The 18085-nt window shown below is 62.8% G+C and carries 21 protein-coding genes; 18 read left to right on the top strand and 3 right to left on the bottom strand.

What is annotated here, in order from left to right; translation table 11 throughout:
- The first annotated feature begins 56 nt into the window (after nucleotides 1-56).
- The 5 genes from fabD (at nucleotide 57) to QZ656_RS07020 (ending at nucleotide 3928) form a co-directional block, all read left to right on the top strand.
- Complete coding sequence (gene fabD / locus QZ656_RS07000) at nucleotides 57-1001, top strand: ACP S-malonyltransferase (RefSeq protein ID WP_291992738.1); 945 nt, start codon at nucleotides 57-59, stop codon at nucleotides 999-1001.
- Nucleotides 998-1741 carry a 3-oxoacyl-ACP reductase FabG gene (gene fabG / locus QZ656_RS07005; protein WP_291992739.1) on the top strand — a complete coding sequence of 248 codons (744 nt, stop codon included), beginning with the start codon at nucleotides 998-1000 and terminating at the stop codon, nucleotides 1739-1741. Before fabD ends, fabG begins: the two co-directional genes overlap by 4 nt.
- Before the next feature lie 118 nt (nucleotides 1742-1859).
- Nucleotides 1860-2096 (top strand): acyl carrier protein, encoded by a 237-nt coding sequence (acpP, locus tag QZ656_RS07010; protein WP_291992740.1) that lies wholly within the window; start codon nucleotides 1860-1862, stop codon nucleotides 2094-2096.
- Between the two features lie 116 nt (nucleotides 2097-2212).
- Nucleotides 2213-3451 (top strand): beta-ketoacyl-ACP synthase II, encoded by a 1239-nt coding sequence (gene fabF / locus QZ656_RS07015; protein WP_291992741.1) that lies wholly within the window; start codon nucleotides 2213-2215, stop codon nucleotides 3449-3451.
- A 33-nt stretch (nucleotides 3452-3484) separates the two neighbouring features.
- A complete protein-coding gene (locus tag QZ656_RS07020; protein ID WP_291992742.1) occupies nucleotides 3485-3928 on the top strand; it encodes a protein YgfX in 444 nt (147 codons plus the stop codon).
- Here QZ656_RS07020 and nadB read toward each other — a convergent pair.
- Nucleotides 3900-5483 (bottom strand): L-aspartate oxidase, encoded by a 1584-nt coding sequence (gene nadB, locus QZ656_RS07025; RefSeq protein ID WP_291992743.1) that lies wholly within the window; start codon nucleotides 5481-5483, stop codon nucleotides 3900-3902. The two genes, QZ656_RS07020 and nadB, sit on opposite strands and share 29 nt — an antisense overlap.
- 184 nt (nucleotides 5484-5667) lie before the next feature.
- On the opposite strand from nadB, the gene rpoE reads away from it, so the two are divergent.
- The 13 genes from rpoE (at nucleotide 5668) to nagZ (ending at nucleotide 16173) form a co-directional block, all read left to right on the top strand.
- Complete coding sequence (gene rpoE / locus QZ656_RS07030; RefSeq protein WP_291992744.1) at nucleotides 5668-6267, top strand: RNA polymerase sigma factor RpoE; 600 nt, start codon at nucleotides 5668-5670, stop codon at nucleotides 6265-6267.
- 124 nt (nucleotides 6268-6391) lie between these two features.
- Nucleotides 6392-6808, top strand: coding sequence for a SoxR reducing system RseC family protein (locus tag QZ656_RS07035; protein ID WP_291992745.1), 417 nt, complete (start codon nucleotides 6392-6394; stop codon nucleotides 6806-6808).
- Nucleotides 6809-6900: 92 nt separating this feature from the next.
- Nucleotides 6901-8343: a DegQ family serine endoprotease gene (locus QZ656_RS07040; RefSeq protein ID WP_291992746.1), complete on the top strand. Its 1443-nt coding sequence runs from the start codon at nucleotides 6901-6903 to the stop codon at nucleotides 8341-8343.
- On the top strand, nucleotides 8343-8591 hold the full coding sequence (locus QZ656_RS07045; protein WP_291992747.1) for a glutaredoxin family protein: 249 nt from the start codon (nucleotides 8343-8345) through the stop codon (nucleotides 8589-8591). Before QZ656_RS07040 ends, QZ656_RS07045 begins: the two co-directional genes overlap by 1 nt.
- 94 nt (nucleotides 8592-8685) lie before the next feature.
- Nucleotides 8686-10476, top strand: a complete 1791-nt coding sequence (lepA, locus tag QZ656_RS07050) for a translation elongation factor 4 (RefSeq protein WP_291993204.1) — start codon at nucleotides 8686-8688, stop codon at nucleotides 10474-10476.
- A gap of 15 nt (nucleotides 10477-10491) precedes the next feature.
- On the top strand, nucleotides 10492-11280 hold the full coding sequence (lepB, locus tag QZ656_RS07055; protein ID WP_291992748.1) for a signal peptidase I: 789 nt from the start codon (nucleotides 10492-10494) through the stop codon (nucleotides 11278-11280).
- Nucleotides 11281-11343: 63 nt separating this feature from the next.
- Nucleotides 11344-11658, top strand: coding sequence for a DUF4845 domain-containing protein (locus tag QZ656_RS07060; RefSeq protein WP_291992749.1), 315 nt, complete (start codon nucleotides 11344-11346; stop codon nucleotides 11656-11658).
- A complete protein-coding gene (gene rnc / locus QZ656_RS07065; protein WP_291992750.1) occupies nucleotides 11655-12332 on the top strand; it encodes a ribonuclease III in 678 nt (225 codons plus the stop codon). Before QZ656_RS07060 ends, rnc begins: the two co-directional genes overlap by 4 nt.
- Complete coding sequence (era, locus tag QZ656_RS07070; RefSeq protein WP_291992751.1) at nucleotides 12329-13219, top strand: GTPase Era; 891 nt, start codon at nucleotides 12329-12331, stop codon at nucleotides 13217-13219. The genes rnc and era overlap by 4 nt, the downstream gene beginning before the upstream one ends.
- A 56-nt stretch (nucleotides 13220-13275) precedes the next feature.
- Nucleotides 13276-13992 carry a DNA repair protein RecO gene (gene recO, locus QZ656_RS07075; RefSeq protein ID WP_291992752.1) on the top strand — a complete coding sequence of 239 codons (717 nt, stop codon included), beginning with the start codon at nucleotides 13276-13278 and terminating at the stop codon, nucleotides 13990-13992.
- On the top strand, nucleotides 13989-14750 hold the full coding sequence (locus tag QZ656_RS07080; RefSeq protein WP_291992753.1) for a pyridoxine 5'-phosphate synthase: 762 nt from the start codon (nucleotides 13989-13991) through the stop codon (nucleotides 14748-14750). The genes recO and QZ656_RS07080 overlap by 4 nt, the downstream gene beginning before the upstream one ends.
- Nucleotides 14747-15124 carry a holo-ACP synthase gene (gene acpS, locus QZ656_RS07085; RefSeq protein WP_291992754.1) on the top strand — a complete coding sequence of 126 codons (378 nt, stop codon included), beginning with the start codon at nucleotides 14747-14749 and terminating at the stop codon, nucleotides 15122-15124. The genes QZ656_RS07080 and acpS overlap by 4 nt, the downstream gene beginning before the upstream one ends.
- Nucleotides 15121-16173: a beta-N-acetylhexosaminidase gene (nagZ, locus tag QZ656_RS07090; protein WP_291992755.1), complete on the top strand. Its 1053-nt coding sequence runs from the start codon at nucleotides 15121-15123 to the stop codon at nucleotides 16171-16173. The genes acpS and nagZ overlap by 4 nt, the downstream gene beginning before the upstream one ends.
- A gap of 118 nt (nucleotides 16174-16291) precedes the next feature.
- On the opposite strand, the gene efp is transcribed toward nagZ, so the two are convergent.
- Both efp and earP read right to left on the bottom strand, forming a co-directional pair.
- Nucleotides 16292-16849 (bottom strand): elongation factor P, encoded by a 558-nt coding sequence (efp, locus tag QZ656_RS07095; RefSeq protein ID WP_291992756.1) that lies wholly within the window; start codon nucleotides 16847-16849, stop codon nucleotides 16292-16294.
- A 37-nt stretch (nucleotides 16850-16886) separates the two neighbouring features.
- A complete protein-coding gene (earP, locus tag QZ656_RS07100; RefSeq protein ID WP_366522119.1) occupies nucleotides 16887-18083 on the bottom strand; it encodes an elongation factor P maturation arginine rhamnosyltransferase EarP in 1197 nt (398 codons plus the stop codon).
- Between the last annotated feature and the right edge of the window lie 2 nt (nucleotides 18084-18085).

Consider the following 18085-nt stretch of genomic DNA (forward strand, 5'->3'; position numbering starts at 1 on the left):
TCATGACTTTCATCATCGGGGGGCTCGAATTGTCATGACCGTTAGAGGGAGTATGCATGGCGTTGGCGTTTGTTTTTCCCGGTCAAGGCTCGCAATCGGTGGCGATGATGGCGGCCTATGGCGATTCTGCGGTGGTGCGGGCGACTTTTGATGAGGCGTCGACAGTGCTCGCTCAGGATCTTTGGCAATTGCTTGCCGATGGCCCAGCCGAAGCGCTGGCGCAGACGGTCAACACCCAGCCGGTGATGCTCGCCGCGGGTGTCGCGGTCTATCGTCTGTGGCTCGACAAGGGCGGTCGGCTGCCGGCCGTCGTCGCCGGCCACAGTCTCGGCGAGTACTCGGCGCTGGTCGCCGCCGGGGTGATCGCCTTCGCCGATGCGGTGCCGCTGGTTCGCCTGCGTGCCGCGGCGATGCAGGAAGCCGTGCCGGCGGGTGCCGGCGCCATGGCGGCGATCCTCGGCCTCGATGACGAGCAGATCGCTGAAGCCTGTGCGGAAGCCACTGCGGCCGGGGCTGGCGCGGTCGTCGAGCCGGTCAATTTCAACGGTCCCGGACAGACGGTGATCGCCGGCAGCAAGGTCGCGGTCGAGCGCGCTTGCCAGGGGTGTAAGGCGCGCGGCGCCAAACGGGCGCTGTTGTTGCCGGTTTCGGCGCCCTTTCATTCGTCGCTGATGCGCCCGGCGGCCGACAAACTAGCCGTCCGACTGGCAGAGTTGAGCTTCGCGGTGCCGCAACTGGCGGTGATCAATAACGCCGATGTGGCGATCGAGTCGGATCCGGCAAGAATCAAGGACGCCTTGGTTCGGCAGGCGTACTCGCCCGTGCGGTGGCGCGAGACGATCCAGAAAATGGCGACCATGGACATCAGCACCGTCGCCGAATGTGGGCCGGGGAAAGTCCTGGCGGGCCTTACGCGGCGCTGTGCCGATACCCTGACGGGCGTCGCTTTGGCCGATCTGGCGGCGGTAGACGCCGCCGTCGCCAACTGGAGGCAAGAATGACGCTCGACGGAGAGGTTGCGCTGGTCACGGGTGCTTCTCGTGGCATTGGGCAGGCCATAGCGCTTGAGTTGGCCAGCCTTGGCGCGACGGTGATCGGAACGGCAACGACTTCCGAAGGCGCGGCGCGAATCACGGCGGCACTGGTCGAGGCGGGTCGCAAGGGCGAAGGTGCAGTCCTGGAAGTGCGCGACGCAACGCAGGTCGACGCGTTGCTCCGGCACATCGAGAAAAGCTACGGCGCGGTATCGGTGTTGGTCAACAACGCCGGCATCACGCGTGACAATCTGGCCTTGCGCCTGAAAGAAGAGGAGTGGGAGGCGGTCATCGATACCAATCTGAAAGCCGTCTTTCGCCTTTGCAAAGCGGTGATGCGTGGCATGATGAAAGCTCGGCGGGGTCGGATCATCAACGTCACCTCGGTGCTCGGTCACGCCGGCAATCCGGGCCAGGCCAACTACTGCGCGGCCAAGGCCGGCGTCGCCGGGATGAGTCGGGCGCTGGCACGGGAACTGGGTAGCCGCAACATTACCGTCAATTGCGTGGCGCCAGGTCTGATCGATACCGACATGACGAAAGCGCTCGACGATCAGCAGAAGGCCGTGCTGCTGGGGAGCATTCCGCTCGGTCGCCTGGGGTCGCCGCAGGACGTGGCGGCAGCGGTCTCGTTTCTGGCTTCAGCGGGCGGCGCCTATATCACCGGAACGACGATTCACGTCAATGGTGGCATGTTCGTCGGCTAGGACCGGCGGCGCGCCAGCAGGCGTACCGCTGAAACGGACGGATCATTGGTAAGTTCTGGTCGTTTTGCTAGAATGGCGCATTTATGTTTGTACATGAACTTTGAGAAGGAGCACTTTGATGGAAAATATTGAGCAACGTGTCAAGAAGATCGTCGCCGAGCAACTCGGTGTCAATGAAGCTGATATCAAGAACGAATCGTCGTTCGTCGACGATCTTGGCGCGGATTCGCTGGATACAGTCGAATTGGTGATGGCCCTGGAAGAGGAGTTCGAGTGCGAGATCCCGGATGACGAGGCCGAGAAGATCACCACCGTTCAGCAGGCCATCGACTACGTGGTCGCTCACAAGAAGTAACTAGCCGAGCTGGGTTTATTTCTGCGGCTACGCTCGACGAGCGGCCGCGCCCAGCGGAGGTGGTCGCGACCACTGGTCGCCTCCCGCTTCCGCAATTTCTACCCTCGGAGCATAAGTTGGCACGTCGTAGAGTCGTTATCACCGGCCTTGGCATTCTTTCGCCGGTTGGCAATACCGTTGCAGAAGCCTGGCAGAATATTCTTGCCGGACGCTCGGGGATTGACCGAATTACCCGTTTTGACGTTTCGACCTTTCCCGTGCAGATTGCCGGCGAAGTCAGGAATTTCGATCTTGGCCAGTATCTCTCGGTCAAGGAGGCCCGCCGGATGGACACCTTCATCCATTACGGGATGGCGGCAGGAATTCAGGCGATACGCGATGCTGGACTCGATGCCTACCAGGTGCAAGCCGAGCGGGTTGGCGTGTCGATCGGTTCCGGGATTGGCGGCCTGCCGTTGATCGAGAATACCTGCGACGACTTTGCCGCCGGTGGCGTGCGCAAGGTCTCGCCGTTTTTCGTTCCCGGTTCGATCATCAACATGATCTCCGGCAATCTGTCGATCATGTACGGTTACAAGGGTCCCAATATTTCGCTGGTCAGCGCGTGTTCAACGGGCACCCACAGCATCGGTGACGCCGGCCGGCTGATCGAATACGGTGATGCGGATGTAATGATCGCCGGTGGCGCCGAGGCCTGCCTGTCGAAGCTTGGCCTGGGAGGGTTTTGTGCGCCGCGTGCCTTGTCGACGCGCAACGATGATCCGCAGACCGCCAGCCGCCCGTGGGATCGCGATCGCGATGGTTTCGTCCTCAGTGAAGGTGCTGGCGTCGTGGTTCTTGAGGAGTACGAGCACGCCAGGGCGCGCGGTGCCCGGATCTATTGCGAGCTGGCGGGTTTCGGCATGAGTGCTGATGCCAACCACATGACCGCGCCGTGCGAAGACGGCGAGGGTGCAGCGCGTTGCATGATCAACGCTCTGCGCAACGCCGAAGTGAATACGCCGGACGTGCAGTACGTCAACGCGCATGGCACGTCGACGCCGCTGGGCGACAAGGCGGAAACCGTCGCCATCAAGCGCGCTTTCGGTGAGCACGCGCAGCAGCTGGTCGTCAATTCGACCAAGTCGATGACCGGTCACCTGCTTGGTGCGGCGGGTGGTGTCGAGGCGCTGTTTACGGCGCTGGCAATTTATCATCAGGTGTCGCCACCAACGATCAATATCTTCAATCAGGATCCGGCCTGCGACCTCGACTACTGCGCCAACGAGGCGCGCCAAATGAAGATCGATGTCGCTATTTCGAACTCGTTCGGCTTTGGCGGTACCAACGCCACGGTCGTCCTGAAGCGGATCTAACGCCGGCGCTCCGGCCCGGAGCGTCGGATTTCCTTGCACTTCCCGATCCACATCGAGTTGCGCCGCTCGCGCCTCCTGGCAGCCGTGACGGTCTTCCTGCACGTCCTCGCGGCGGGCTGTGTGCTGGTTTTGCCATGGCCGCCAGCGGCGCGCTCGCTGACTTACCTGCTATTGCCGCTGTTTGCAGTGTCGGGGTGGTACGCGCTGCGCTCGTCCCGATTCGTCGGCCTGCGCGTGCTTGGTAGCGGTGAATTGGACTGTCTGTTGGCCAGTGGTGATCGCGTCCCGGTTTCGATCGAGCCGGATACTACGGTGTTCAGCCAGTTGATCGTGTTGCGCGTCCGGGACCAGGACACCGGCAGCAGCGACAGTCTTGTGCTACTGCCCGACAGCATGTCGGTGGCAGAATTTCGTTTGCTCCGCCTGTGGTTGCGTTGGCGGAGCGATCCTAGCGGTCGGGTCGGAGGCGGCGTTTGAGCACCGTATTGCGCGCTCGGGGCAAGGTTTCCGGGTAATTGCGGCTGGAGTGCAAGCCGCGGCTTTCACGGCGTTGCAGCGCGCAGCGGATAATCAGGTCGGCGGTGACGACCAAATTGCGCAGCTCGATGAGATCGTGGCTGACGTGAAACAGCGAGTAGAAATCGTCGATCTCACGCATCAGCAGGCGGATCCGGTTCTGCGCGCGTTGCAGGCGTTTGGTGGTGCGGACGATCCCGACGTAGTCCCACATGAAGCGACGCAGTTCGTACCAGTTGTGAGCGATGACGATTTCTTCGTCGGGGTCGCTGACGCGACTGGCATCCCATGGTGGCAACTCGGGTAGCTCGCCGGCAGGCTGTTCAAGAATGTCGGTGGCCGCCGCGTCGGCAAAAACCAGGCATTCGAGGAGCGAGTTGCTGGCCAGTCGATTGGCACCATGCAGGCCGGTGCACGACGCTTCGCCGGCGACGTAGAGCCCCGGGACGTCGGTGCGTGCGCGCAGGTCGGTGACGACGCCGCCGCAGGTGTAGTGTGCCGCCGGAACCACCGGGATCGGTTGGCGAGTGATGTCGATACCGAGTTCCAGGCAGCGCGCCTGAATGTTCGGGAAATGCGCGCCGAGAAAAGCGGCCGGTTTGTGCGAAATGTCGAGATAGACACAGTCCAGACCGCTTTTCTTCATCTCGAAATCGATTGCTCGGGCTACCACGTCGCGTGGCGCGAGTTCCGCACGCGGGTCGTGGGTGGGCATGAAACGCGTGCCATCCGGTAGAAGCAGCCGTCCGCCTTCGCCGCGGACCGCTTCGGAGATCAGGAAAGACTTGGCCTGGGGGTGGTAAAGGCAGGTCGGGTGAAACTGGATGAACTCCATATTGGCGACCCGGCAACCGGCTCGCCAGGCCATGGCAATGCCGTCGCCGGTCGAGGTGTCGGGGTTGGTGGTGTACAGATAGACCTTGCCCGCGCCGCCGGTGGCGATCACCGTGTGCGGCGCGCCGAGGGTCAACACCTCGCCGCTGCCGGTGTCCAGCACATACGCTCCGTGGCAGCGCCCGTCGCTCAGTCCCAGCTTGTGGCTGGTAATCAGGTCGACCGCGATGTGCTGCTCGAAAGTGCTGATGTTCGCGTGCTGGCGAACCTTGCTGGTCAGCGTGGTCTGTACGGCCAGGCCGGTAGCGTCGGCGACGTGGATCACGCGACGGGCGCTGTGTCCGCCTTCGCGGGCCAGATGGTAGCCGGCTTCGTCGCGCGTAAAGGGAACGCCTTGTTCAATCAGCCAGTCGACGGCTCGGCGACCGTTTTCGACCACGAAGCGGGTGGCCAGCGGGTCGTTGAGAAAGGCGCCGGCGGTGATGGTGTCGCGGATGTGCGCTTCGATCGAGTCGCGGCTATCGAGCACCGCGGCAATTCCGCCTTGAGCCCAGGTCGAGGCGCTGTCTTCCAGCGCCCGTTTGCTGATCAGCGCGACCTTGCGTGTCTCTGCCAGGCGCAGCGCGGCCGCCTGTCCCGCCAGACCACTGCCGATGATCAGAACGTCAAAGCGAAGCGTCACGCGAAAGGGCCTGCCAGTAAGGGGGTGCAACTATAGCACGTGCATCGTGCGGTCATGGTGCAGCGCTCAATTTCCTGGCGTCGCCAATAAGAGCCGGCGCGCACGCACTGTTACGATGACAATTGAACGCTTGAGCTATACTTTCTGGAAAACACCACCGTCTTCGACAGGATAGGCATACAGCATGAGCGAACGCGATATTGACCAGCTGTTGGTCGAACGCGCACAGGCCGGCGACAAACACGCTTTCGAGATTCTGGTTGCCAAATACCAGCGCAAGCTTGCGCGCTTGTTGTCGCGCTTCGTCCGCGACCAGTCGGAGGTCGAGGACGTCGCGCAGGAGGCCTTCATCAAGGCTTATCGGGCGCTGCCGTCGTTTCGCGGCGACAGTGCGTTCTACACTTGGCTGTATCGGATTGGCATCAACACCGCCAAGAACTATCTGGTCGCCCAGGGACGCCGGGCGCCAACGTCGACCGAGTTCGACGCCCACGACGCCGAGAGTTTCGAAGACGCCGGGCAGTTGCGTGACATCAATACGCCGGAGAGCCTGCTGCAGTCCAAGCAGGTTGGGGCAACGATCAACGCCGCGATGGATGCCTTGCCGCACGAGTTGCGTAGCGCGATCGTCCTGCGCGAGATCGATGGCTTGAGTTATGAGGAAATCGCCGAGGCGATGAGTTGCCCGATCGGCACCGTGCGGTCACGGATTTTCCGGGCGCGCGAAGCCGTCGCCGAGAAGTTGCGGCCGTTGCTCGATACTTCTGCTGAGCGCAGGTGGTAGCCGTGACGGCGCCGACGTCAGCGTTGATCGATGGCGCACTGCTGGCCGAGTTGGGCGAATGGCTGGCGAATGCCGGGCGACACGGCGCGTCTTGCCCAAGGGTTGAGCTGGAGGTGGGCGGCTGATGAGCGGGGCTTGGGGAACCGTTGCGGCGCTTGATGGCGAGTACGCCTTGATCCGCATGGACGAAGGTGGTTGTGGCCGCTGCCGGGAGCCGGGTGGCTGCGGTGGCAACCATGTCGCCAGCTTGTTGTGCCCGACGGCGCGCACTTTCCGGGTCTTCAACGCCGAGCAGCGGCTGGTTGGCGAACGCGTGCGCGTGTGTGTTGCCGAGGGGTCGGTGCGCCGCGGTGCGCTGCATGCTTATGCATTCCCCTTGCTGGCGCTGCTGCTCGGTGCGCTGGCCGGTTCCGCGTTCGCTGGAGAAGCGGGCGCGATCGCTGGCGCGATCGCCGGCCTGCTGCTCGGCTGGTGGGGCCTGCGGCGTGCGCAGCTGCGCAGCGTCAACGACCCACGCCTGCAGCCGTCGATCAAATCTTGACGCGCTGTCGCTGACTGGTCGCCGGCTCTGTTGTTCGGGTCGTGGTCGGATGATCACTGACTCGCGCTGCTACTCAGGAGGTATTTGCTGTCATGAAACGATTGTTTGCGGTTTTCTGTTTGAGCTTTCTTTCACTGCTTGCACAAGCCGAGATTCGAGGTCTGCCAGACTTCACCGAACTGGTCGAGAAGAACGGGGCGGCGGTGGTGAACGTCAGTACCATGCAGACCGCGCGAGCCGGCGGCCGCGGTGCGCTGCCATTCCCGTTCGACGAAGACGATCCGATGTACGATTTTTTCCGTCGTTTCATCCCGCGCCAGCCGGGAGCGCCGGGAACGCCCGGAGCGCCGCGCGAATTCGAAAGCCGCTCGCTGGGTTCCGGCTTCATTGTCAGTTCTGACGGTTATATTCTGACCAATGCGCATGTCGTCGATGCGGCCGACGAAATTGTCGTTCGTCTGACCGACAAGCGGGAATTGAAGGCGCGCGTCATCGGCGCCGACAAGCGCACCGACGTGGCCCTGATCAAGATCGAGGCGACGGGCTTGCCGACCGTTCGTCTTGGCGACCCAGGTGTTCTCAAGGTCGGCGAATGGGTGGTCGCCATCGGTTCGCCATTCGGCTTCGACAACAGCGTAACGGCCGGCATCGTCAGCGCCAAGGGGAGGTCGCTGCCGCAGGAGAGCTACGTCCCCTTCATCCAGACCGATGTGGCGGTCAATCCGGGTAATTCCGGCGGACCACTGTTCAATCTGCGGGGCGAGGTGGTCGGCATCAACTCGCAGATCTACAGCCGTTCGGGTGGCTTCATGGGCATCTCGTTTGCCATTCCAATCGACGTCGCGATGGACGTCCAGGCGCAACTGCGGGCGAGCGGCAAGGTCAGTCGCGGGCGAATCGGTGTCGTCATCCAGGACGTAACCAAAGACCTGGCGGAGTCTTTCGGCCTGCCGCAGGCCACCGGCGCCGTGGTCAATGCGGTCGAGAAGGGCGGGCCGGCAGAGAAGGCGGGAGTAGAACTGGGTGACGTCATTCTGAAGTTCGACGGCAAGACCGTCTCTGGTTCCAGCGAGCTGCCGCGAATGGTCGGCGCCAGCAAACCGGGCAGCAAGGTGAGCATGCAGTTATGGCACCAGGGGGCGAGCCGGGAAGTGACGGTGGTGATCGGCGAAATCCCTGACGAAAAGCCGGCGATGCGCCGTGCCGGCAATGCGAAACCGGCCGAGCGTGCCGTCAATCGACTGGGTTTGGTGGTCTCGGAGCTGACCGCCGAACAGAAGCGTGAGCTCAAGGTCGACGGTGGTCTGGTCATCGACGATATCCGCAGCAACGCGGCGCGCGCCGACCTGCGGCCGGGTGATGTGATTCTGGCGATCATCGCCCGTGGTCAGAGCACCGCAGTCAAGAGCGTCGACCAGCTCAACAAGCTGCTGGCGCCATTCGACAAGTTGGCCAATGTGACGCTGCTGGTGCGCCGTGGCGAGCAACAAACCTTCGTGACCATCAAGGGTTTGCCCGGTCGAGGCAGCGAGTGATGCAGGCGACGACCTTGACGCTCGTTTCACGGCGTTACTGTCATCTGTGCCAGGACATGGAGCTGGCACTGGCAGCGCTGGCTGCCGACCTCGGCGTTGCCGTCGAAGTGCTCGACGTTGACGCCGACGCGGCGCTCGAAGCGCGCTATGACGAACTCGTGCCGGTGCTTCTGCACGACGGCCGGGAGCTTTGCCATTACTTCCTCGATGTTGCCAAAGTCCGTGATTATTTGAGCGAAATCGGCTAGAATCCGCGCCTTCAGGCAGTTCGACCCAGGGTGCCCACCGGCACCCATTTTTTTTCAGGGGCGGCGCGGTTGTGACGGCGCCGACACGATGTTCATGCAACACATCCGCAATTTCTCGATCATTGCCCATATCGACCACGGCAAGTCGACGCTCGCCGACCGTATCATTCATCTTTGTGGCGGCCTGTCCGATCGCGAGATGGAAGCGCAGGTGCTGGACTCGATGGACATCGAGCGCGAGCGTGGGATCACCATCAAGGCGCAGACCGCGTCACTGCAGTACCGGGCACGCAGTGGTGAAATCTACAATCTGAACCTGATCGATACGCCGGGCCACGTGGACTTCTCCTACGAGGTGTCGCGCTCGCTGTCGGCCTGTGAGGGGGCCTTGCTGGTCGTCGATGCTTCGCAAGGCGTCGAAGCCCAGACCGTCGCCAACTGCTACACGGCGATTGAGCTTGGCGTCGATGTCCTGCCGGTCCTGAACAAGATCGATCTGCCGTCGGCGACGCCGGACAAGGCGCGCCAGGAGATCGAAGACGTGATCGGCATCGACGCCACCGAAGCGGTGTTGGCGTCGGCCAAGACCGGCTTCGGCGTCGAAGACGTCCTCGAGGCAATCATCGAGCGTATCCCGGCGCCCAGCGGCGACCCCGAGGCGCCGCTCAAGGCGCTGTTGGTGGACGCCTGGTTCGACAACTACGTCGGTGTGGTCATGCTGGTGCGTGTTTTTGACGGCACGTTGCGACCGAAGGACAGGATTCGCCTGATGGCCACCGGTTCGACGCATCTCTGCGAGCAGGTTGGCGTGTTCACGCCCAAGGCGCTGCCGCGCGATGCGCTGCGCGCCGGCGAAGTCGGCTACATCATCTCGGGAATCAAGGAACTGCAGGCGGCCAAGGTCGGCGATACGGTCACCCTGCATGACCGGCAGGCCGCCCAGTCTCTGCCGGGGTTCAAGGAAATCAAGTCGCAGGTCTTCGCCGGGCTCTATCCGATCGAGTCCAATCAGTATGATTCGCTGCGCGAGGCGCTCGAGAAGCTGAAGCTCAACGACGCTTCATTGCACTACGAGCCCGAGGTCTCGCAGGCGCTCGGTTTCGGTTTCCGTTGTGGCTTTCTCGGACTGCTGCACATGGAGATCGTCCAGGAACGCCTCGAGCGCGAGTTCGACCAGGACCTGATCACCACCGCGCCGACCGTCGTCTATGAAGTCCTGCTGCGTGATGGCACGATGGTCAATGTCGAAAACCCGGCCAAGTTGCCGGAGCTGTCAAAGGTCGAGGAGATCCGCGAGCCGATCATCACGATCACCGTTTTCGTGCCGCAGGACTACCTCGGTAACGTCATCACGCTGTGCAACCAGAAGCGCGGCAATCAGATCGACATGACCTATCACGGTCGGCAGGTGCAACTGGTCTACGAGATGCCGATGGCCGAAGTGGTGATGGACTTCTTCGACCGCCTGAAATCTGTTTCACGCGGCTACGCGTCGCTGGATTACGACTTCAAGGAGTACCGGGCGGCCGACGTCGTCAAGCTCGATATTCTGATCAACGGCGAAAAAGTCGATGCCTTGTCGATCATTCTGCATCGTGCCAACTCGGTTTATCGTGGCCGCGAACTGGCTGCCAAGATGCGCGAGTTGATTCCCCGTCAGATGTACGACGTCGCCATTCAGGCGACCATCGGCGCCAACATCATCGCCCGCGAGAACGTCAAGGCGATGCGCAAGGACGTGCTCGCCAAGTGCTACGGCGGCGATATTTCGCGCAAGAGGAAGCTGCTCGACAAGCAAAAGGCCGGCAAGAAGCGCATGAAGCAGGTCGGTTCGGTCGAGATTCCACAGGAGGCTTTCCTGGCGGTGTTGCGGGTTGGCAAATAGAAGGAGCGTTAGCTAGTGAACTTTGCATTGATCCTGCTGATCCTGTTGCTACTCAGTGGTGCGATCTGGGTCGCCGACGCGCTGTTTTTCCGCAAGCAGCGCCTTGCCGACGCCAAGGAGCCGTGGTGGGTGGAGTACGGGGCCAGCTTTTTCCCGGTCATTCTGGTCGTCTTCGTCCTGCGCTCCTTTATCGTCGAGCCGTTCAAGATTCCGTCGGGATCGATGATTCCTACTCTGCTGGTCGGCGATTTTATTCTCGTCAATAAGTACACCTACGGCATTCGCCTGCCGGTGGCCAACGTCAAGATCATTGACGTCAACAATCCGCAGCGCGGCGACGTGATGGTCTTTCGCTACCCCGAAGACCCTTCGCTCGACTACATCAAGAGGGTCGTCGGCGTACCTGGCGACAAAGTGGCCTACCAGAACAAGAGGCTGACGATCAATGGCGTGCCGGTGCCGACCACGCAGGTCGAGGACTATCTGCACCCCGAGCGCTTGTACTACTCCGAACAATACGTCGAGCAATTGGGCGAGGGCGAACACCGCATGCTCAATGATCAGGATGCGCCGCCGTTCATACCGCATCCAGGGCAGTTTCCGCATCGTGACAATTGCTCCTACAATAGTGCGGGGGTGATCTGCACGGTGCCGCCCGGCGAGTACTTCATGATGGGCGACAATCGCGACAACAGCCGCGACAGCCGCTTCTGGGGTTTCGTTCCCGAAGAGAACATCGTTGGCAAGGCCTTCTTCATCTGGTTGAATTTCAGTGATTTCAAACGGATCGGTTCGTTCAAGTAAGGAGCTGTGGCTATGAATCGACAGCGGGGATTAGCGCTTTCGGCCTTGCTGCTGTGGGGCATAGTGATCGCTCTGGTGGCTATTCTGGTCATCCGGGTTCTTCCGGACGTCATCGATTATTACAAGATCAGGCACGCCATCAGGGCGGTTGCCGCCGATTCCAGCGGCAAGACGGTTGCCGAGATCCGGCTGGCTTACGGTAAATATGCCGAGGTCGAGCACATCAAGACGCTGGGGCCAACTGATCTTGATATCTTCAAAGAAGATGGCCAGGTGATCGTGGCTTTTGCCTACGAGCGGAAGATTCCCCTGGTGGCCAACGTCAGCCTGCTGATCGATTTCAGCAGTTCGGCGTCGGCGCGTGATTCCGGCCAATGAGCGAAGCCTCACTCGAACGGGCGTTCGGCCACCAGTTTCAGGATCGCGAACTCCTGCAGACGGCACTGACGCACCGCAGTTACTGTTCGCCGCACAATGAACGGCTCGAGTTCCTCGGCGACGCCATTCTCAGTGCGGTCATCGCGCGCCGTTTGTTCGAGCGCTTTCCGATGCTTCCTGAAGGCGATCTGTCGCGCTTGCGCGCCAATCTGGTGCGCCAGGACAGCTTGCACCAGCACGCTTTGACGCTTGCGCTCGGTGACTTTCTGCTCCTTGGCGAGGGCGAGCAGAAAAGTGGTGGGCATCGCCGCCCATCGATTCTGGCCGATGCCCTCGAAGCCTTGTTTGGCGCGGTCTGGCTGGACGCCGGTTTTGACGCCGCCAGTGCCGTCATCCTGCGCCTGTATCAAGGCATGCTCGAGCAACTGACGGCGACTCCCGGACAGGAAATCAAGGACGCCAAGACGCGCTTGCAGGAGTATCTGCAGGGCCGACGACTTGCTTTGCCACAATATTCGCTGACCGCCACCGAGGGCGAGGCGCATGCGCAGCACTTCCGGGTGGCTTGTGTGATCGATTCGAAGCACATCCGTAGCGAGGGCAGTGGTGCAACGCGCCGAGCCGCGGAACAAATGGCCGCTGAACGCGCGCTGGAAAGGCTCTCCGCATCATGAGTGAAGTCGCCATCCGCTCCGGGCAGATTGCCATTATTGGTCGGCCGAACGTCGGCAAGTCGACCTTGCTCAACGCACTGATCGGCGAAAAGGTCAGCATCGTCTCGCAACGCGCGCAGACGACCCGCCACCGGATCATCGGCATCCGTACCGACGCCGATGCGCAGTACGTTTTCGTCGATACGCCGGGTTTTCAGACCAAGCACGGCAACGCCCTGAATCAGATGATGAATCGCGGCGTCAGGCAGGTCCTGGCCGAGGTCGACGTGGTGCTGTTCGTCGTCGAAGCCGGTCGCTTCGACGAGCGCGACCGTGCCGTGCGCCAACTCGTCCCGGACGGCTGCCCGGTGATCATCGTCGTGAACAAGATCGATCAGATCAAGAACAAGGCCGACCTGTTGCCGTATCTTGGGCGACTCGGCAGTGAGGGCGATTTTGCGGCGCTCATTCCGCTCAGCGCGACGCGTCATGCACAACTCGATGTGCTCCTCGCCGAGACTCGCAAGCACTTGCCGAACGACGAGTTGCTTTACGGTGAGGACGAGATCACCGACCGCAGCGAACGCTTCCTGGCCGCCGAATACATTCGTGAAAAGCTCTTCCGCCTGATCGGCGACGAATTGCCGTATGGCGCCGCCGTCGATATCGAGAAGTTCGAGCTCGAGGGTGAACTGCGCCGCATCAGCGCGGCGATTGTCGTCGATCGCGCTGGACACAAGGCGATCGTCATCGGCCGTGCTGGCGAAGTCGTCAAACGAATCGCTTCCGAGGCCCGCCAGGATATGGAGCGGATGTTCGGCGGGAAGGTCTTCCTGGAAGTATTTGTCAAGGTCAAGTCGGGTTGGGCCGACGATGCGCAACTGCTCAAGAGCCTCGGCTACGAGTAGCCACAAGGGGCACAACAGCGAATGGCTTCGTTGCGCGCCGGCCAGCGAGTCGGTAAGTGAATCAGCGGCACAAGGTCGATGCCCAGCCCGCTTTCGTGCTGCACGCCTACCCTTATAGCGAAACCAGTCTGATCATCGACGTCTTTTCGCGCGACTTTGGTCGTGTCGCCCTCCTGGCGCGTGGCGCGCGGCGGCCACGATCGGCCTTGCGCGGCGTTTTGCTGGCCTTCCAGCCACTCGAAGTCGGCTGGGCTGGCAGGGGTGAGGTGCAAACGCTGATGAAGGCCGAGTGGCGCGGTGGCCAGCCACTGCTGGCCGGCAAAGCCCTGTTCTGTGGCTATTACCTCAATGAGTTGCTGATGCATCTGCTACCGCGCGAGGACGCACATGCGCGACTGTTCGCCGCGTATGGCGAGACCTTGCGGCGCTTTGCCGATGGTGCGCAGGAAGCGGATTTGCGCTGTTTCGAACGGGCGCTGCTGCAAGAACTCGGCTATGGCCTGCTCCTCGAGAACGATGCCGACGGTCTGGCGGTCGACGCCAGCGCGCATTACGGCTACGAGATCGAGCGTGGTCCGGTGCGCTTGCCGGGCCCCGGCAACTCGGCGCTGGCGGTCAGCGGCAGAACGTTGATCGACCTGGCGCGCGAAGATTTTTCCGATCCGCGCTCGCTGGCCGAGGCCAAGCAGCTGATGCGCACGCTGATCGGCCACTACACCGGCGGCAGGCGCCTGGCGAGTCGCAGGATTTTCAGGGAGCTACAGGAACTATGATCGAACTGGGCGTCAATATCGACCACGTGGCGACGATCCGACAGGCGCGCGGCACCTACGAGCCCGATCCGGTCTGGGCGGCGGTCGAGGCACACCTCGGCGGTGCCGACGGGATCACCATCCACCTGCGCGAGGACCGGCGGCACATTCAGGACGCCGACGTCGAGAAGCTGCGCGAACTGGCGCAGATCAAGCTCAACCTCGAAATGGCGGCGACCGACGAGATGGTCGCCATCGCCTGTCGGATCAAGCCGCAGATGGCGATGCTGGTGCCCGAGGGCCGGCATGAAGTGACCACCGAAGGCGGCCTCGACGTCCTGGCGCAGGAAACCATGCTGGCTCGGGCGGTGGCGCGGCTTGCCGACGCCGGCATCGTCAGCAGCGTTTTCATCAACGCCGAGCCGGCGCAGGTCGAGGCTGCGGCACGGATCGGCGCACGCGTCTGCGAGATCCACACCGGCCCTTATGCGCACGCCTTCTACACCCAGGGCCGCGATCCCGAAAGTGCGGCGGTGCTCGCCGAGATCGAGAAAGTCCGGCGGGCTGGCGAAGTCGTTCGCCAGCTCGGGATGCGCTTCAACGCCGGGCACGCGCTCAACTACTTCAACGTCCAGCCGGTGGCGCAGCTGGCCGGCATCCGCGAATTGCACATCGGGCACGCGATCATCAGTCGGGCGGTGTTCGTCGGCCTGCGCGAAGCGGTGCGTGAAATGAAGCGCCTGCTGCGCGAAGCGCAGCTGCCCGGGTACGCGCCATGATCGCCGGCATCGGCACCGACATTGTTGCCGTCGCTCGTCTCGGTACGCTCTACGAGCGGCACGGGCAGCGGGCGCTGACGAAGTTGCTGTCGCCGCGCGAGTGCGTCGAGTTTGCCGGCACCCGCCAGCCGGCGCGCTTTCTCGCCAAGCGTTTTGCCGCCAAGGAAGCCTTCGGCAAGGCGCTCGGCATCGGCCTGGCGGCGCCGGCGACCTTGCCGAATATCGGTGTCGCGCACGATTCGCTGGGCCGGCCGCTCTTCGAGTACGCGGCGTCGCTGGCTGCCCACCTGGCGCAGCGAGGGCTGGTCGCCCACCTGTCGATCAGCGATGAGCAGGACTTCGCGGTCGCTTTCGTGATCATGGAGCACCAATGAAAGACGCTCTCGACGCGCCCGGCAAGCTGCCGCTCGGGCCGCTGATGATCGACCTCGCTGGCCTCGAGCTGTCGGCTGTCGAGCGCCAGCGTTTGTGCCATCCGCTGGTCGGTGGCGTGATTCTGTTTTCCCGCAACTACCAATCGCCCGAACAGCTCGCGCGCCTGACGGCGGCGGTGCATGCGCTGCGCGTGCCGCCGTTGCCGATTGCCATCGACCACGAGGGGGGACGAGTGCAGCGCTGCCGGCAAGGCTTCACGCCGCTACCGCCGATGCGTCGTCTCGGCGAGTTGTGGGATGAGCAGCGAGCGCCGGCCTTGGCCAGCGCCCGTGCGCTGGCCTACGTCCTGGCCGCCGAATTGCGCGCGCGCGGCGTTGATCTGTCGTTTACGCCGGTCCTGGACCTCGACTGGGGGCGCAGCAGCGTCATCGGCGATCGCTCTTTCCATGCGCATCCCGAGGCCGTCGTCGCCTTGGCCGGAGCGTTCATCGACGGCTTGCACAGTGCTGGCATGGCCGCCTGCGGCAAACATTTCCCGGGTCACGGTTGGGCCGAGGCCGATTCGCATGTCGCCCTGCCGGTCGACGAGCGCTCCCTGGACGAAATCGCGCCCGACCTCGAACCCTACCGCCGACTGGCGCTCGACGCGGTGATGCCGGCGCACGTCATCTATCGGCAGGTGGACCACCGGCCGGCGGGTTTTTCGCCGGTCTGGAACCGTCTGCTTCGCGAAGAACTCGGTTTCACGGGCGTGATTTTCAGTGACGATCTGTCGATGGCCGGCGCTGGCGTCGCCGGTGACGTGGTGGCGCGCTGCACGGCGGCGTCGGACGCCGGTTGCGACATGCTGCTGGTGTGTAACGCACCGGATGCCGTTGGCGACGTGCTGGCCAACTGGCGGCCCGCCGCCGATCCCGTGCGCGAGGCCGCGCGGGCAAAACGCGTCGAGCGCCTGTCCCCGGCCAGCGGCACCGTCGACTGGGCGAGTTTGCAGAAAGACGCGACTTACCAGGCCGGCGTCGCCGCCGCGCAACGCCTGTCTGCTTGATACAAACACAAAAAAGGCAGCCTGGTGGGCTGCCTTTGTGCTGTCTTGGCTCTACGTGAGCGGCCAGCGGCGGTCGAAGAGGATAGACCCCCGCGCTGAACCGCTGGAGAATCGAGTGCTACTTGGCGCGCGAGCGATACTCGTTGGAACGGGTGTCGATTTCGATCTTGTCACCGATCTCGACAAAGGCTGGAACAGGCAGCTCGAAACCGGTCGCCAGGCGGGCTGGTTTGAGCACCTTGCCCGAGGTGTCACCCTTGACCGCCGGCTCGGTGTAGATCACTTCGCGAACGACGCTGCTCGGTAACTCGATCGAGATCGCCTTGCCGTTGTAGAACACCGCCTCGCAGGGCATGCCGTCTTCCAGGTAACTCAGCGCGTCGGTCATGCAGTCGGCTTCGATTTCGTACTGATTGTATTCGGCGTCCATGAACACATAGAGCGGGTCGGCGAAGTACGAATAGCTGACTTCCTTGCGCTCAAGCTGGATGACGTCGAACTTGTCGTCGGCGCGATAGACGGTCTCGGTAGGCGATTCGGTCAGCAGATTCTTCATCTTCATCTTGACCACCGAGGCGTTGCGTCCGGATTTGACGTACTCCGATTTCAGAACCACCATCGGGTTTTCGCCGACCATGAAGACGTTTCCTATGCGAAGTTCTTGTGCGGTTTTCATCGGGTGTTCCCAGAAACAGTTATCGTCGAGCCCGCGATTATAGCTTGGAACGTGCGAAGCGCAGCAGGCGGCTGCTCAGATCTTCCTGTCTGGCGAGTGTTTGCTGCCACTCCCGTGCGTGTTGGCGAAGCGTCGGGAGCTTCGCTGCCAGTGCTTGCCACGCTGCGGCGCTGATCGTCCCGACGTTCCACGCGTGCCAGAATTCGCGCAAGGCCGCCGTGCTTGCCGCCGGCAGAGCGGCGCAGTAGATCGCCAGGAAGGCGTCGAGCTTGCGCATGTGCGTCGCTTCTTCCTGTGGGTAGATGTGCCAGATCAGCGGCCGCGCGGCCCATTGCGCGCGCACGAAGGAATCTTCGCCGCGGACGAAATTAATGTCGCAGAGCCACAGTAAGTGGTCGTAGTGGCTTTGTTCAAGGAAGGGCAGGATGCGGATTTCGAGTGCGCCGCGCTGGTAAGTGTCGCCGGCCTCGAGCGCGCGCCCGGCGTAATCCCGGATCGCCGGCAAGGTTTGCGACAGCGGCGCCAGGCAGCAAACGGGAAGGTCCGACGCCGCCCAGATCGCCAGCAGATCGCCGAGAGTGGCGTTCTCGTAGGCGAACAGCGAAACCAGCAGGCTGCCGGTGCGCGGCGGCGCGAAGCCCGCGTCTTCCCAGAAGGCCGCCTGTAAATCGGCGTCACCGACGAAGTCGCGGCGGCGGTCGAGCAGGTCGTTCTCGCGCAGCAGGCCACCGGTGTCGCTGCTGAAGCCCGGAAAGAAGAAAAACTTGTCGAGCGGCAGTTGCGGGTGCGGCGACGGCAGCGTATGGCAGCCAGCGACCCACTCCTCGGCGCTCAGATAGTCGAGATTGATCCACACCGGGCGCGGTGAGCGTTGCGCCATGCGCTCGACGAAGGGCTCGGGAATTCGGCAGGCGAAGGTTTCCAGAACCAGGGCGGCGGGCGCCACCGTCGGGAAGCGCACGTTCCAGAGACGGACTTCGATTCCCTGTACCTCCTGGACCTCTAGCGTCGGGTCCACTTGCCGACAGAGCAGCTTGAATGTCGCCAGCTCGTCGACCCACAGGCGTACGCGCAAATGCTGCTCGCTGGCCAGCTGTCGGGCCAGGCGCCAGCAGATGCCGATGTCGCCGAAGTTGTCGATGATCTTGCAGAAGACATCGCAATCGGGGCTGGCGGCGCTCGGCGGCACGAGTGGCGAGGGTGGCGAGGGTGGCAAAGGCGGCAAGGGTGGCACTG

It is taken from the genome of Candidatus Accumulibacter sp. ACC003 (assembly GCF_907163085.1).
In the GTDB taxonomy this organism is placed as follows: domain Bacteria; phylum Pseudomonadota; class Gammaproteobacteria; order Burkholderiales; family Rhodocyclaceae; genus Accumulibacter.